This window comes from Bacteroidia bacterium (assembly GCA_027493955.1).
GTDB lineage: Bacteria > Bacteroidota > Ignavibacteria > SZUA-365 > SZUA-365 > JAOSJT01.
In genome coordinates, this window is the sequence record JAOSJT010000001.1 from 343,975 (window position 1) to 359,858 (window position 15,884).

Annotated in this window: 10 protein-coding genes; 7 read left to right on the plus strand and 3 right to left on the minus strand. The window is 56.8% G+C overall.

Annotated elements, in window-relative coordinates:
• The first annotated feature begins 61 nt into the window (after positions 1 to 61).
• Together M5R41_01405 and M5R41_01410 are read left to right on the plus strand one after the other, a co-directional pair.
• Positions 62 to 3,211 carry a biopolymer transporter Tol gene (locus M5R41_01405; protein ID MCZ7555044.1) on the plus strand — a complete coding sequence of 1,050 codons (3,150 nt, stop codon included), beginning with the start codon at positions 62 to 64 and terminating at the stop codon, positions 3,209 to 3,211.
• Between the two features lie 475 nt (positions 3,212 to 3,686).
• Positions 3,687 to 4,700, plus strand: a complete 1,014-nt coding sequence (locus tag M5R41_01410; protein ID MCZ7555045.1) for an aspartate-semialdehyde dehydrogenase — start codon at positions 3,687 to 3,689, stop codon at positions 4,698 to 4,700.
• Positions 4,701 to 4,888: 188 nt separating this feature from the next.
• On the opposite strand, the gene M5R41_01415 is transcribed toward M5R41_01410, so the two are convergent.
• Both M5R41_01415 and folE read right to left on the minus strand, forming a co-directional pair.
• Positions 4,889 to 5,233 (minus strand): nucleotide pyrophosphohydrolase, encoded by a 345-nt coding sequence (locus tag M5R41_01415; protein MCZ7555046.1) that lies wholly within the window; start codon positions 5,231 to 5,233, stop codon positions 4,889 to 4,891.
• Positions 5,234 to 5,364: 131 nt separating this feature from the next.
• On the minus strand, positions 5,365 to 5,994 hold the full coding sequence (gene folE, locus M5R41_01420) for a GTP cyclohydrolase I FolE (GenBank protein ID MCZ7555047.1): 630 nt from the start codon (positions 5,992 to 5,994) through the stop codon (positions 5,365 to 5,367).
• Positions 5,995 to 6,690: 696 nt separating this feature from the next.
• On the opposite strand from folE, the gene M5R41_01425 reads away from it, so the two are divergent.
• Together M5R41_01425 and M5R41_01430 are read left to right on the plus strand one after the other, a co-directional pair.
• A complete protein-coding gene (locus M5R41_01425) occupies positions 6,691 to 7,143 on the plus strand; it encodes a hypothetical protein (GenBank protein ID MCZ7555048.1) in 453 nt (150 codons plus the stop codon).
• 32 nt (positions 7,144 to 7,175) lie between these two features.
• Positions 7,176 to 9,410 carry a TonB-dependent receptor gene (locus M5R41_01430; GenBank protein MCZ7555049.1) on the plus strand — a complete coding sequence of 745 codons (2,235 nt, stop codon included), beginning with the start codon at positions 7,176 to 7,178 and terminating at the stop codon, positions 9,408 to 9,410.
• 59 nt (positions 9,411 to 9,469) lie between these two features.
• Here the strand turns inward: M5R41_01430 and M5R41_01435 are convergent, their stop codons facing one another.
• Positions 9,470 to 12,073: an outer membrane protein assembly factor gene (locus tag M5R41_01435; GenBank protein MCZ7555050.1), complete on the minus strand. Its 2,604-nt coding sequence runs from the start codon at positions 12,071 to 12,073 to the stop codon at positions 9,470 to 9,472.
• Between the two features lie 293 nt (positions 12,074 to 12,366).
• Between M5R41_01435 and M5R41_01440 the strand changes: the two genes are divergently transcribed.
• From M5R41_01440 to ppk1, 3 genes are read left to right on the plus strand one after another with little or no spacing between them, the layout of a single operon-like run.
• Positions 12,367 to 13,218, plus strand: coding sequence for a phosphatase PAP2 family protein (locus tag M5R41_01440; GenBank protein ID MCZ7555051.1), 852 nt, complete (start codon positions 12,367 to 12,369; stop codon positions 13,216 to 13,218).
• Between the two features lie 13 nt (positions 13,219 to 13,231).
• Positions 13,232 to 13,732, plus strand: a complete 501-nt coding sequence (locus M5R41_01445) for a histidine phosphatase family protein (GenBank protein MCZ7555052.1) — start codon at positions 13,232 to 13,234, stop codon at positions 13,730 to 13,732.
• A gap of 46 nt (positions 13,733 to 13,778) precedes the next feature.
• Positions 13,779 to 15,884, plus strand: coding sequence for a polyphosphate kinase 1 (ppk1, locus tag M5R41_01450; GenBank protein MCZ7555053.1), 2,106 nt, complete (start codon positions 13,779 to 13,781; stop codon positions 15,882 to 15,884).

The following is a 15,884-nucleotide window of genomic DNA, read 5'->3' on the forward strand; positions in this document are numbered from 1 at the left end:
ACCAGATGATGCGTAAACACCACACATCCATCCTCCCTCGGGAATCGCTATGAAGAACGCCATGTCACGAATCTTTCTCGCCGCCGTCCTGCTGAGCCTTGCATCCATGACGATGCACGGTCAGTATTTCGGAAAGAACAAGGTACAATACACGAAATTCAACTGGTATTACATACAAAGCGAACATTTCGACGTCTATTTTGCCGATGAGGGGTACGATATCGCGAGTTTCACCGCTTACGCGGCCGAAGATGCGTTGCAGAGCATTCAACGCACGGTGCAGTACCGCATCACCTCACGTATTCCCATCATCGTGTACAATTCCCACAACGATTTTCAGCAGACCAATGTCGTGGGTATCTATCTTGAAGAGGGTATCGGCGGCGTGACGGAGCTGTTCAAAAATCGTGTCGTCATCCCGTTCGAGGGCTCCTATGCGAAGTTCCGGCACGTCATCCATCACGAGCTCGTACATGCCGTGATCAACGACATGTTCTATGGCGGTTCGTTGCAAGCGGCGCTCACGAACCGTATCCGTCTCGTGTTGCCTCTGTGGATGAACGAAGGATTGGCGGAATACGAGTCCCTCTCCGGCTGGGACAATGATTCCGATATGTTCCTCCGTGATGCCGTGACGTCCAATTACCTTCCACCCATTCCGTATCTCGGCGGCTATTTCGCCTATCGCGGCGGTCAGTCCGTCTGGTGGTACATCGCTGAAAAGTACGGCGAAAAGAAGGTCGGGGACGTGCTCAACAACATCCGCACATCACGAAGTCTGGATGCCGGATTGAAGAAATCTATTGGACTGACGCTCGAAGAGCTTTCGGAACGCTGGATGAATGAGCAAAAAAAACTGTACTACCCCGACGTCGCCAAGAGGGAATCCCCGCGTGATTACGCCAAGCGCCTGACCGACCACCGGAAGAGCGGTGCGTTTTACAATACCAGCCCCGCTATCTCTCCGACCGGGGACAGGATAGCGTTTCTCAGCAATCGCGACGATTATTTCAGTTTGTTCGTCATGTCCGCGATCGATGGCGGTGGTGTACGCAAACTCGTGGAAGGCACGAACACGAATGACTTCGAGGATCTCAACCTCCTCACGCCGGGTCTGTCCTGGTCGCCTGACGGAAAGAAGCTCGCCCTCGCGTCCAAGGCAGGCGCCAGCGACGCGGTGAGCATCATCGATGCGGAGACGGGCAACTACGAACAACTTCCCATACGGCGCAATGGCATTTCAGCGGTGCAGTGGTCGCCTGATGGTCGTTTCCTCGCCTTCATCGGCAATTCGCCGAAGCAGTCCGACGTATTCGTGTACGACATGGAGACCAAGGGAGAACGCAATTTGACCAACGATGTGTTCTCCGATGCGCAGCCGTACTGGTCGCCCGACGGCAACTGGGTGTATTTCGTGTCCGATCGCGGAGATTTTCTCAATGGCACCTCGACCCCGGTGGGTTTCAACATGCACGAGCATGACTACTCGCAAAACGATATCTATCGCGTAAACGTGTCGAGCGGTCTTGTGGAACGCATCACCGCCACTCCGGACGCATCGGAAGGCTTCCCGATTCCCGATCCGTCGCATCAGCGATTGCTGTTCATTTCCGACCGTAACGGCATCAACAATCTGTATGTGAAAGACCTTGCAGGCGGGAAGGAGTATCCGGTAACGAATTCATTGTCCGGTATCTATCAGATGTCACTGACGGCGGACGGAAACAAGCTCGCGTTTTCGTCCATGTTTGAAGCCGGCTTTGATATTTTCCTGCTGAAATCTCCTTTCGAGCTGCAGGAACTCGCGGAGCTCGAGAAGGCGGAATATCTACGTCGCGGTGACGGGGTGTCGGACAGGACCGTTGTCGCCGAACACATGGCGGACACGAGCGCCGTGAACGCCGGAGAGCTTCACGAGCACAGCGAGGATGTGCAGATTGCGCTTGGACCGCAGGAGAGTGAGAAACCCGCGCTTGCGGACAGCGCCAGGCAGAGCGGACGTATGCTCTTCGGTTCCGATCTCGGCGGCATGAGCAAGGAGCAGGCACGCCGGGCTTTTACCCTGGGAAAGACGCAGACGGAGGATGGTGAATTCATCATCAACAAGTACAAACTGAGTTTCTCCGCAGACCTGGTGTATGGAAATGCGGGATACAGCACGTTTTATGGTGTGCTTGGAACGACACAGATGGCCTTCAGCGACATGCTCGGCGATCATCAGCTGGTGTTTCTCACGAATCTCATCGGCGATTTGAAGAACAGTGATTATGCGCTGGCATATTATTATCTTCCGGGCCGCATTGACTGGGGTATTCAGGGATTCCACAGCGCGCGCTTCCTGCTTTCATACACCGGAGGCTTGTATGATGATCTCTACCGGTATCGGCAATACGGAGCCAGCCTCTTCGGCGCCTATCCCTTCGACAAGTTCCGCCGTCTCGAAGGAACGCTGACGTTCATGAATATTTCGTCCGAGAACCTGAATGACGCCAACGTTCCGCTCACCGAACGCACACTGATAATTCCCAATATCGGGTACGTGCATGACAATACGCTCTGGGGCATGTGGGCGCCGGTACGCGGGTCGCGGTACGAAGCGAGGGTATTCGGCAGTCCCGGGCTGGGGAGTTCCACACTCACGTTCATGTCCACTACAGCCGACTACCGGACGTACTGGAAGTTCTGGGATGATTTTTCCTTCGTGCTTCGTGGTTCCGGTGGCGCGAGCTTCGGCGCAAATCCCCAGCGTTTCTTTATCGGTGGAACGGATAACTGGATCAACCGCACGTTCGAGAACGGACGCATTCCCATCGAAAACGAAGAGGACTTCGCGTTTTTGCAGGCGGCGCTGCCGATGCGCGGCTACAATTACAACGCGCGCATTTCCACCAAGTACCTGCTCGGCAACACCGAGCTGCGCTTTCCTGTCGTGAAATATTTTCTCGGTGGAATTTTACCCTACATTTTGCAGACCGTCAATGGGGCCATCTTCCTGGATGTCGGCGCGGCATTCGATCATTTCAGTGACTTCAAGGGTTTCGGCCGGAATCAGGACGGCATGATCGTAAATCAGGATTTGCTCGTCGGCACCGGCGTGGGCGCGCGTATGTGGTTCCTCGGCTTCCCGATCAAATTCGACGTCGCGTGGGGGCATACGGGAAGCGGCTTCACGAGTCCGAAGTATTATTTCTCTCTCGGCGGAGACTTCTAGACCACAGAAAAGACAGAAAACCACAGAAAAGACAGAAAAACACAGAAGAACGCAGAACACGCAGAAAAGACAGAACACGCAGAAAAGACAGAAGACGTGGAGAACGCAGAGAGCGCAGAACTCAGAGAGCGAAGAACACAGAACGCGCAGAGAACGCAGAGAGCGCTGAACACGCAGAAAAATCAGGACACGCAGCAAACTACAGGAACAAGGGGATACCACAGTGTCGGGGAGGGGCATGAAGATTACTGAGCGATACAGGACAGCAGTCTGATCCCGGAAGTGGTCGAGGTGTTTCGATGTTGTGATCCCGGCTGGAGAGGGATGTGATGATGATTACGGGCGCCGATGATGGCGCCCGTTGTGCTTCGGTGAGGTTGTTGTGTGTATATTGGATTATGGTGCGGTGACATCAGGAGACGGTGGCGCATCGAGATTCTCCATCAGGCATTTTTTCAACGTGAGCGGATTGGACATGAGTACATATGGCGTGGCGGTGCTTGGTGCGACCGGACTTGTCGGGCGCATGATGCTGCGTGTATTGGAGGAGCGGAACTTTCCGGTGCGCGAACTGCGGGTGTTGGCGAGCGAGCGTTCCGCTGGAAGCACGGTGCGTTTCCGGGATAGCGAGTGCGTCGTCGCTCCGGTTACCCCCGATGCTTTCGATGGAGTGGATATAGCGCTTTTTTCCGCCGGTGGTACGGCGAGCAAGGAATGGGCGCCGGTTGCCGTTCAGCATGGCGCAGTGGTCATCGACAATAGCAGCGCATGGCGCATGGATCCGGACGTACCGCTGGTGGTCCCGGAAGTCAATCCGCACGCGATCCCCGACTTGCAGCCGCGCATCATCGCAAATCCGAACTGCAGTACGATACAGATGGTCGTGGCGCTCAGGCCATTACAGGCGCAGTATGGTGTGAAGCGGGTATTCGTTTCGACCTATCAGGCGGTGAGCGGGGCAGGGCAGAAGGGGCTCGATCAGTTTCATTCCGAGCGTGCCGGACTTGAACCGGAGTCGGCTGTGTTTCCGCACAGGATTTCCGGGAATGCCATTCCGCACATCGCGGCGTTTTTGGAGAACGGGTTTACCGTCGAAGAAATGAAAATGGTGCATGAGACGCGGAAGATTCTCGAGCTGCCCGAACTGCCGGTGTCGGTTACCTGTGTCCGAGTGCCGGTTCCCAACGCGCACAGTGAAGCGGTGCATGTGGAATTGGAACGCGATTTCGTGCTGGACGAGGTACGGAACGCGCTTGCGGGCACACCGGGTATCGTACTCCTCGATGAGCCCGAGAACCATCTGTACCCGCTCGCTCGCACAGTGTCCGGTCGTGATGAGGTGTTTGTCGGTCGGCTGCGCCGTGATCCGGCGCTGCCTCACGGCCTGGCGATGTGGATCGTGTCCGATAATGTGCGCAAGGGTGCGGCAACGAATGCGGTACAGATCGCGGAGCTCTGGTCGAACATGAAGTTAAACGTTAAAGGTTAAACGTTAAACGATGCTGTAGTATGAAACACTGCAGACGATGAAAACGGCCGAGCGCCGCTGGGAAATGGAAATCGTACATCGTTGAACGTTAAAGGATAAACGTTACACGATGCAGTTGTATGAAACGCTGCAGACGATGAAAACGACCGAGCGCCGCTGGTACATTGATTTCGTACATAGTACATCCTTCACTGCCGGAGCTTCGGATTGTCGCGATGTCGATTGGCATCGCGTTGCGTTTTTTTCTCGAGGTTGCGATGCAGAGCCGAAGTGAGATCCACGCCGGTTTGGTTCGCGAGGCAGAGAAGCACGAACAGGACATCCGCGAATTCATCGGCGAGATCTCGGGCTGAGTCGGATTCTTTGAAGGATTGCTCGCCATACATGCGTGCGATGAGACGTGCGACCTCACCGACTTCCTCGACGAGCAGCGCCATATTCGTCAGCTCGTTGAAATAGCGTACACCGGTGGACGAGATCCATTCGTCAACCATACGCTGGGCATCGCGGAGGGAGATATCGGAATCCTGCATGACGGGCTTTTTTTTGGTGAGGGGTAAAGAGTAAAGCGTAAAGGGGGAGAGGTGAAAAGGTGAAATGGTGAATAGGTAAAAAGGGTAAGAGGTAATGCCTTCCTCTTTACCCTTAACCCTTTACCGATTTTCTACACCTCGCTCAACGACACATAGCGAAGGAACTCGTTACGCATCTGCGCGTCCTTGAAGCGTCCGCTGTATTCGGAGGTGATGGTGCTGCTGTGCGTATCCTGAATGCCGCGGGCGGCGACGCAGAAATGCTTGGCGTCAATCAGCACGGCCACATCCTCGGTATCCAGCGCACGTTTCATTTCCTCGGCGATCTGCATGGTAAGGCGCTCCTGCACCTGGGGCCTGCGGGAGTAATAGTCCACGATGCGGTTTATTTTCGAGAGTCCGATCACGGTGCCGGTGGAAACGTACGCGACATGTGCGCGGCCGACGATAGGAAGGAAGTGATGCTCACAGGTGGTGTGCACCATGATGTTCTTTTCCACGAGCATCTCGCCGTATTTGAATTTGTTCTCGAAGACTTTCGGTAGCGGCTTGTTTTTCGGATCCAACCCGTTGAAGATTTCCCGGACGAACATTTTTGCGACGCGATGCGGGGTGCCCCGCAGACTGTCGTCGGTCAGGTCAAGGCCGAGAGTGAGCATGATGTGCTCGAAATGCCGCTCGATGATGCGCATTTTCTCTTCGTCATTGAGTGCGAAGGCGTCATCGCGCAGTGGTGTGTCTGTCGAGGTGGCGATGTGCATATCGCCCGTGAGGATGAGGTCGGAAAGGTCGTGGATGTTCGGGTGTGTATGAGCAGTGCCGTTGGTTTTCATGGCTGTCTCTGATGTTTGCGAGATGATGAGAAAAAGCAATATCGCGATGCTTGAACAACCTCGACGTTTCGGCAACAGTTCCCCGAATATTGGCGAAATCGGATTTTATTTGGGAGGGAATCGTTTCGCAGGTACGTGTGTTTGATTCTCGTGGCGCAACGAGCCATATTATTGTATTATGAAACACAGTCTGCTTCGATTATCACGCATTCGCCGCATCGCGAGCGCACTCCTGGGAGTGTACTCGTTGCTCTTGCTGTTGAATGCCGTGCATGAGCATCATTTCTGTGTGCCCCCTCCTTTCGCCGAATTACGGGAACCTCTCGCGGGCAAGTCACACGCACATGTTCACGGTGCGGCCGAGTGTCCGCTTCACCTGTTGTTCTCCAATCCGGTTCTCACGTCCAGCTTTGACTTTCCATCCATAAAAAGCATTGCCTCTGATGGGATACTGCTTTGTCCTGAAGGCACTGTTTTTCTCCGTGTACGTTTTCTTCACCCTGCCCTGCGCGCTCCCCCGACTGCGTGATCATTCCTGAATACCGCCATTGACTCAATCGATACGGGGTGTATCGATGAGGTTGTTACTGTGTGTATCAAGAACATTATCACAAGGGCATTTTCATGCGTTCACATACAATTCTCGGCTTTCTTGCGCTTTCCTTCTTCGTGTTGACCATCACCGGTTGCGAGGATGATCATGTACACCCTGCCGGTGATCATTTCGAGGCGATCGGGGTTGTGCTGTACCGTGGTGACACGGCCGTGTTCTCTATTCTTCGCGGAGTGACCGGCGATACGCTCAGCATCGCGTCCGGAGTGACGGGTGAAGATTACGACGTCCGCTTCTATGATGCTGACGAACGTATCGTGGAGGCCGATGACGACCACTCCACTCTCGGGTGGGAAATCGGCGACAGCTCGCTGCTCGAAGTGGTCCAGGATCCCGGCAAGGAAGGAAAGTTCGAATTCCGTCTCCGGGGGAAGGCAGCCGGGAGCACCACTCTGGAGTTGCAGATACTGCATGAAGGTCATGCGGACTTCCGATCCGGAAAGATCCCGGTCCGCGTCCGGTGAGAACCGATTGCCTCATCGTTCAAAGCAGGTGCGTGAAGGTGCTCCGGCTGTTCGCTCTGCCCACGCTGTTCCTGCTTATCATTCACAGTGCGGCCGCGCAGACTTCGAGTCTGCGCGGCGTCGTGCTGCATTCGGAGAGCGGTGTACCGGTTCCGCACGCGCATATTCTTCTTCAACCAAAAACACCCGGGAGCGGCACGCCCCAGTCGCAGTCCGCAGATGAGCAGGGTGTTTTCCACATCAGGAATATCGCCGCGACGGGGTGGACGCTGCGCGTCACCCGGGCCGGGTACAGACCGCAGACCATCGACGTCCAGGTGCCTGCAGATGAGGAACGCAACGTCATCATGTATCTCACCGAAGTTCCGTATGAGACGCGCCCCATCATCGTGACGGGGACGCACCGTCACAGCGGCCCCGGACACGATGAGGAACTCGGCAGTGTGCTTCGCGGCAAGGAACTGGACCGGGAGTTGGGTCTCTCCCTGGCGGCGACATTGAAAAATGAAGTCGGTATTGCCATGCGGAGCATGGGCCCGGCACCCGCACGACCGGTGGTTCGTGGCCTCGGTGGCGACCGCGTCTTTCTCGCCGAGGACGGGATAAAGACGGTCGATTTGTCCTCAACATCTCCGGATCATGCTGTCACCATCGAGCCTTTCGGGGCGGAACGTATCGAAGTGCTCCGGGGCCCGCGCATACTGACGAAAAGTCCGGTGACCATCGGTGGAATGGTAAATGTGGTACGCCACGACATTCCTATCGACATGCATCAGGATGTGATCGGTTCTTTCGGGTTGTACGGTGAGACGGCGAATCGCGGGTATCTCGCGTCGTTGGGTACCGAAGCGCCGGCGGGTCCGCTGTTGCTGCGCGGTGACATCAGCCGTCGCGAAACCGGCGATGTACGGACGCCGGTCGGTAATCTCGGAAATTCCTATTCGCGCACACTGAATTTCGCGTTGGGAGGCAGCATGATTCGTGAGCAGGGTATGATCGGTGTTGCACAGCGCCACTACACGTTGAGCTACGGTGTACCGGGCGGTTTCGTCGGTGCGCACCCGCGGGGCGTGAACATTGAAATGGAGAGACGGCAAAGCAGCGCAAAAGGGAGTCTGAATATGCATTCGGATTTTCTCCATGACATCCAGCTTACGGCTGCTCGCACATATTATCGTCACAAGGAATTCGAAGCCAGCGGCCTCATCGGTTCCGAGTTTCTGATCGTGGATTGGCAGGCGGGTATGACACTGAACCATCACGCGATCGGGATTGTGGATGAGGGCTTGATCGGCGTCTCCGCGTCGCATCGTGACGTCACCTTCGGTGGTTTCGTTTTTACGGTGCCGGCTGTTTCGTGGTCCCTGGCGCCATACGTGTATGAGCGCTTCCATCTCGGGGCATTCAATCTCGAAGCGGCTCTGCGACTGAATCATGACGTGATATCACCGGTCACGGAAAAAAAGGATACTCGAATCGGACATATACGCGAGCGCAGCTTTACGACCTGGTCTGCATCGGTATCCGCACTGTATCCGCTTACGGACATTGTACGGGTAGGGGCAAATGTATCCAGATCCTCACGCGTCCCGACCATCGAGGAATTGTATTCCGAAGGACCGCACCTGGCGGCGTATTCCTACGAGGTAGGTAATCCGGACCTCGGCGAGGAACATGGCATTGGCACCGAATTGTTCGTGACACACAAATACGACGGTTTTTCCTGGACGCTGACCACGTTCCGGAATCTTCTGACATCCTACATCATCCCGCGCAACAGCGGAGAAATCAACTACAGCACGTTTCTTCCCATTTACCGGACAGTGGGTGTAGAAGCACTTCTGTACGGTCTGGAAGGGCAACTGGCGTGGGCGATCAGTGAACAGGTCCTGTTCGATCTATCGGTTGCCTATACACAGGGGAGCATCGGCGACGACGGAGATCCACTCCCGCAAATCCCGCCGCTGAAAGCACGGGGCGCATTGAGCTGGAGAAGCGGTTCGTGGCAGCTGGGTCTGTCGATGGATGCGGCAGCTGCCCAGCATCGCGTGGATACCTTCGAGGAAGCGACAGCCGGCTATACCGTCGTGAACGCGTTTGTGCAATACACACGCATCACCGGTGGCTGGATACATAATCTGTCGTTGAACGGAGACAACCTTTTCGATCGCGAGTATCGCAATCATCTTTCGCGCGTGAAAAGCATTCTCCCCGAAGCGGGCATCAATGTACGGGCGACGTACAAGCTGCATTTTTCGTGGATGTAACAGCAGGCACGGAAGATCGTCGCTGCGGCGGGTGTCGGCGCACAGCTGTTCCTCAACATTCAGAATGCGAATCCACTGATAAGATCGAAACGCAGACCTTCACTCGACGCAGCCACATTTGCGCTGATCGTAAAATCGTCTGAAACGGGAGCGAGCCACGCTCCGCCTCCGAAAGATGCGTGCCAGCGCGAAGACCGCTCACCGCGCTGCCATACACGTCCGCTCTCGGCGAATGCAAGAGCACCGAGCCGCGAGGGGAACAGGAAGAAAACATCCGTTACGCCGACGCGAAGTTCCGCCGCAGCGAAGAGGGAGGACGCACCCGCGAAGCGGTTCTTCTCGAAGCCGCGCGCATTCTCGATACCACCGAGAAACGCGGAAGCGAAAAACGGCGCCTCGCCGTCCACGCGTCTGCCACAAAGGCGGAGCGCGAGTGCGGCATGTGATACTGACGGTGTACTCAGGTAATACCGCAGGTCGGCTCCGATACTCGTCCAGCGCTCCTTCGCATCATAGGCGTCGGGAACGACGGTTGCGTCGCACTGGAAAAAGGCCCCGGCTCGTGGCCACATCGGATGATCCCTGCTGTCGTAGCGGGCAACGGCGCCACCCTCAAGAAAAAACATCCTGTCGTAGCCGTACGGTCGTTCGATTGACAGATAACTTTCCTCGTCGTCAAGATCATGTGCCACGAAGCGGGCTTCGCCTCTGAGGGTGAGCGTCAGTTCCGGCAGCGGCTGCAGGGAGATCGAAGGCGCGATCTGCAGCTCGTTCTGCCTGACGCTGTATGTGAAGTTGCGGTCCTCGCGCAGACGGGTTTCATTCCCCATGCCGAAATAATTGAGAACCTCGAAGGTCGTGAACAGCGCGTCCACGCGCACCGTAGCCGCATCGAAGGGTAAGCGAAAATCCGCGGCAGCCCGCACATCGACATTGGCCGTCATGGGTGCAATACCCGCCACCAGACTCACCTCCGCCGCGTGCGGCACACGCGCAAAGCCATAGCGTGTGTATGTTGCGCCGCCTCCGATGAGCACACCCAGGTCGGCATTGTAATTTCCGTGCAGAGCGGGAAAAACCATGCTTCCCCAATCGCGGTACTTCCGCTCGAACGCGTATTCCAGCGAGTCCGCGCGCGCATCGTTTCGTACGATATGAACGTTCCTCCTGGCGTTGAAACGACTTTTCTTCCCCGCATCTATGAAGGCGATACGTGCGCCCGGACCCGGCTGCGGCCTGAGCAATGATTCACGACAGTATATTCGTACCGCCTCGGCGGTAAAGCTGTCCTCACCGGGACCCCCTATCGCGATGATACCGATATGCGCATCCGTAGATCCTCGGACCAGCACCGAATCGTCGCCGCCGTTGCAGTAGATCCGGATCTCGTCTGTGCAGCCATCGCCGAAGTGGCGATGAAACAACCGCTGCTCGGGCCGCATTCGTCTGAACACCGATACCGCAATCGCGTCGTTTCCGAGTCTGTCGATGATCACGAGATCGTCTTTGTCGCTGAGGTGTATGTCTACCTCCTGCGCGAGAACGCGGTAGAATTCGTCTGCCGCCTGAGGCAGGGCGTTGCGACGGGCTTGTAGCGTCGCCAGCAGGTCTTGAGCCTTTTCACCGTGCAACTCCTCGGGTAACTCGTTGACGGCGGCATGCAGAACGCTGTCCGTCAATACCGACTGCAGTTCCGTTGCAAGAGAATCGAAAAGTGTGCGGTCCGCTTCAGCAAGGAAACGGCGGTCGAGATGTCTCCCGCTCCAGGTGAGATAGGCCATGCCCGGATATTCCGGATCACAACTCTCGATCTGCGGTACAATCACGGTGATCAGCCAGGGCGCGATGCCGTCATAGCGGGCAAACACCTGATCTCTGTCCCTGGGAATGGGATGCCATTCGCGCTTCGATCCCTCGTCGAATCGTGCCCATCTCCATTGGTCATAGTGTCGGTCCCAGTCGCCGAGAAACACATCCATCAATCGGGCTTTGAGATAGGATGCCGTGTGCACGACATCCTCGTTGTCACGGTCGAGCCTGCGGATCAGAGCCGGGGTTCCGGAGATTTTCTCCGCTCCTGCGAAGGCGCTGTCGTCGAATTCATTCTCATCCGGATGAATTTCTATAAATCCCGCCAGGCCGCCGAATTCCTCGCGGTACGGACCCAGAAGCTCGTCGTCGGGCAGCAGCACGAGTGTGGGATCGGCCTGGAGTATGCGTGCAGCCCGCAGGAGCGGTGCGGCAACGAGTGCGGCGTAGGGATGGGACGAGGCGATCATGTCCTGCGTCACGGAGGCGACGAAAGTTTCGCGCAATTCCTCGGGAAGAACGGCGACGGGATTCTTATCGAGAGAGCGGAATTTGTATTGCACACCGTCCGCGCCACGAAAACGCAAAGACGCGGTTTGGAAACCGCCTCCGCGCTTGAGCGGTGTGAGACCACCCGCGCTGCGACGGAGGTCGAGTACGGGCACGCGGAGTGGTGTCGTCCACACGTCCCTCCACAGATCTCCGAACAGCCAGCGGTGCAATGGACCCGCACCGTACATCACGCCCGCCGCGTGAAACCTGGTCGTGTCCGGTTGCGAGATCAGCGGCTGTGCCGCACAGCGTGTCACAGAGCTGAGCGATACGGCTATGAAGCAGATGAAGAGTTTTGGCATGAGATATCGCATCGGTGCTGATCTCCCGCGGAAGAAGGACGCAATCAGAGCAATATACGGTGAGCGGATGTCATTCGCGACCAACCGGCATCGGTCGTGCCTGGACGGAGGATTTGGTCGTGTCCGGAGATTCAGACACTGCGGGAGACGGCGACTACCGCTGCGGTTTGCAGAGTTGCATGGTTTTCTCGTGTGAGCGTTTCATGTTCTGCCGTTCGCGCTTCGGTCATGGCTGTTGAATGGCGTCGGGCATGGATGTATTTTCCGGAATGTTCATTGCCCGATCACACCGGATGAGACTATGCATCGCTGTTCCCGCACGGAACGCGCTGCTTGCGCTGTTCCTCCTATTTGCTGTTCCCGCGGCGCAGGGAATGGACGACAGCACGCGTGTCCGTCCGGATGTGTTGGACACCGTCTGGAAAGATGCGGGCATTGTATGGGAGGACGGTATAGCCTGGCTGCTTGCGCCGCTGTCATTCTCGGACAACGACTGGCTGCTGACAGGCGGCATCGGTGCGGCAACCATCGGTGTGTACACCGCGGATGGCGATATACGCGCGATTATGCGGCGCAATCAAAACAGCGGCTGGTATGATGCGGCGAGCGTCGCGAACGAAGGAGGTCGGGTATTCTGGGCACAGACACTCACAGGCGCGTTGTATCTCCCCGGTTTGGTATTCGGCATAGACGAGCTGCGTGTTACCGGGCGCATGCTCGGGCAGACCTTGATGTACTCCGGCGCCGTCACCATGGCGGTGCGCATCATTCTGGGGAGGGACAGGCCGTATGCGGAGCTGGGGCCCAGGTCATTCGGTTGGATGGAACTCGGCAATGCTGAACAGGCTATGCCTTCCGGTCATACGACGGTCGCATTCTCGATTGCATCGATTCTGTCCCGCCGTATACGGCACCCGGCAGCGACCGTTCTCCTCTATCTGGCGGCAACCGCCACAGGTATGGCGCGCATGTATCACGATCAGCACTGGGCATCGGATGTGCTGCTTGGCGCGGTGATCGGCCACACAGCCGGTATGTATGTCGCTGCGAGAGAGGAGGCGCGCGATCAGGGGAAGGGGGATGAATCGAAAACATGGAGCGTCCTTCCATCACCGGGAGGCGTGGTGCTACAGTACCGATTTTAACATAGAGGAAGTTATGAAGCGATTATTGATGGTCCGTCACGCAAAATCCTCATGGGATGAGGCGTATGTGTCCGATTTCGAACGCCCACTCAACAAGCGCGGCCGCCGCGACGCACCGCTCATGGGCGCCGTGTTGCGTAATCAGCAGGTGGACGTACAGTACCTGCGCTCCAGTCCCGCTGTACGCGCGCTCACCACGGCACGTTTGCTCGCCGAGGAGTTGTCGTTTCCGCTCGCGAATATTGTGACAGACGACAGCATGTATGGCGCCAGCGCCTTGACCCTCCAATCCATCATCCGCGCTATCCCTGACAGCGTCGCCCATGCCATGATCGTTGGTCACAATCCCGGCATGCACGCCCTGGCGGAGACGCTGGTTGATTTTCGGGAGGTCAACTTGCCCACCTGCGGAATAGTTTGTGCGGATTTCCCGGTTGACAGCTGGGCACAGGTAGGGAAGGGGACGGGGCGTCTCGCTTTTTACGAATACCCGAAGCGTCATACACGCGATTGAGGACCGGAAGCAATCCCGTTCCCGTCGAGTCACACGGAAGGAGAATATGAAGGTCGACGCCACATTCATTGATCGCGAGCTGAGTTGGATCAGTTTCAACGGGAGGGTCCTGCAGGAGGCCGCCGACACACAGGTGCCCTTGTACGAGAGGCTGAAATTTCTGGCGATTTTTTCCTCAAATCTCGACGAGTACTTTCGTGTGCGCGTTGCCGGTCTGCGCAGCCTGCTTTCACTCGGGAAGAAAAAGCAGAAAGCGATGGAAATTGACCCCGCCGCGTTGCTGCGGCTGATATACCGCGAAGTGGACCGGCAGCAGCAGCTTTTCGGAGAGGTGTTCCGTGATCTTCTTCCCCGGCTCGCTGCCGTGGGAACGCCGCTGGTGCAAAGTTCCGCGTTGTCGGAACAGCAACGGGAATGGCTTTTGCACTATGCGCGGCGGACGTTGTTGCCGCTTCTCGATTGCGCTGCTCTCGGTAAAAACGCGGAAACGGATTTTTTCCGGAATCGCGTTCTGTATCTGGTCCTTCGTATTCGCCGGGAGGACGGGCCTCCCTCGTTGGAACGGGTGGAAATACCCACCGATAGACACCCGCGTTTTGTCGAACTGCCGGAAGAGGAAGGTCAGCGTCCTGTCGTGTTTCTCGACGATGTGGTCCGTCTGATCCTGCCCGACCTGTACCCCGGCGCGACATCCATCGAGGCCTGGTCGGTAAAGTTGAACCGGGACGCGGATTTACGCATCGAGGACGAGTTCAGCGGCGACCTGGTGAAAAAAATCCGTGAAGCGCTGAAATTGCGTGAGTCGGGAGTGCCATCGCGATTTTTGTACGATCCGGAGATGCCGAACGAGGTACTACGCCGGGTGCGCCGGGCGTGTGGACTCGCGAAGGAGGACCTGTTTCCGGGGGGACGGTATCATAATTATTTTGATTTTTTCTCCTTTCCGCAAGCTTCCCGCGAGGATCTGCGAGACAGGCCGCAACCACCGCTCGCATATACACCGTTCGAGCGAAGTGCTTCGCTCTTCGAGGCCGTTGCTGTGCGGGATCATTTGCTGCATTTCCCGTACCAGCGCTTCGACTACGTCGCCCGCTGGTTGGAGGAGGCCGCATTGGACGATGCGGTGAGCGAGATCTGCATCACGCTGTACCGCATCGCCGGAAATTCGCGCATCGCACAGGCGCTGCTGGAGGCCGTGCGGCGCGGTAAACGGGTGTTCGTCTTCATGGAAATCAAGGCACGTTTCGATGAGGAAGCAAATCTCCAGTGGGCGGACACACTGAAGGAAGCGGGCGCGAGCATCGCCTACAGCATCCCGGGACTCAAAGTGCACGCAAAACTTTTCCATATCCTCCGTACGGAGCAGGGACAGGAAAAGGGATACGCGTATCTCGGCACCGGAAATTTCAATGAAAAAACCGCCGCGCTGTATGCGGATCACGGGTTGTTTACCGCCGATGCGGAAATCACGGCGGACGTTGAACAAGTCTTCACCCTTCTGAAGGATGGTCAGGGGGATATTAATTTCGACACGCTGCTCGTGGCGCAATACAATTTACGCGACGGCATCACCGAGCGCATCGCCAGGGAACGCGAAAAGGCGCGCGCAGGAAAGCCATGTTCCATCATCATGAAGATGAACAGTCTCGAAGATCCAAAGATTGCGCGACGACTGCTGGCGGCCGCAAAAGACGGTGTGCCCGTGCGACTTCTGGTGCGTGGCATCTGTGTGCTCGTTCCCGAAGAGCACGACGACGACGGAGTACTGACGGCAACGAGCGTCATCGACCGCTATCTTGAACACGCGCGGGTCTACATATTCGGCCGCGGTGAGGAGGAAGAAATCTGGCTCTCCTCGGCGGACATGATGCGCAGGAATTTGAATCGTCGCATCGAGGTGGCCTTTCCGATTCGGGATCCACGGCTGAAGGCGCAGCTCCGGCGCATCATCGAAATACAGCGCGCGGACTGCGTGAAAGCGCGTCGCCTCACAGCCGGGATGAGCAACCAGTACGTGCACTGCGAGGGCGGCGAACCGCTTCGATCTCAGGAGGAAATCTACCTTTTCCTTCAGACGTCATCCACGGAGCCTGGACATAGTCAGCTTGACGGAGAGAGACTGACGCCGACAGACAGCATTGGACGGGATTGA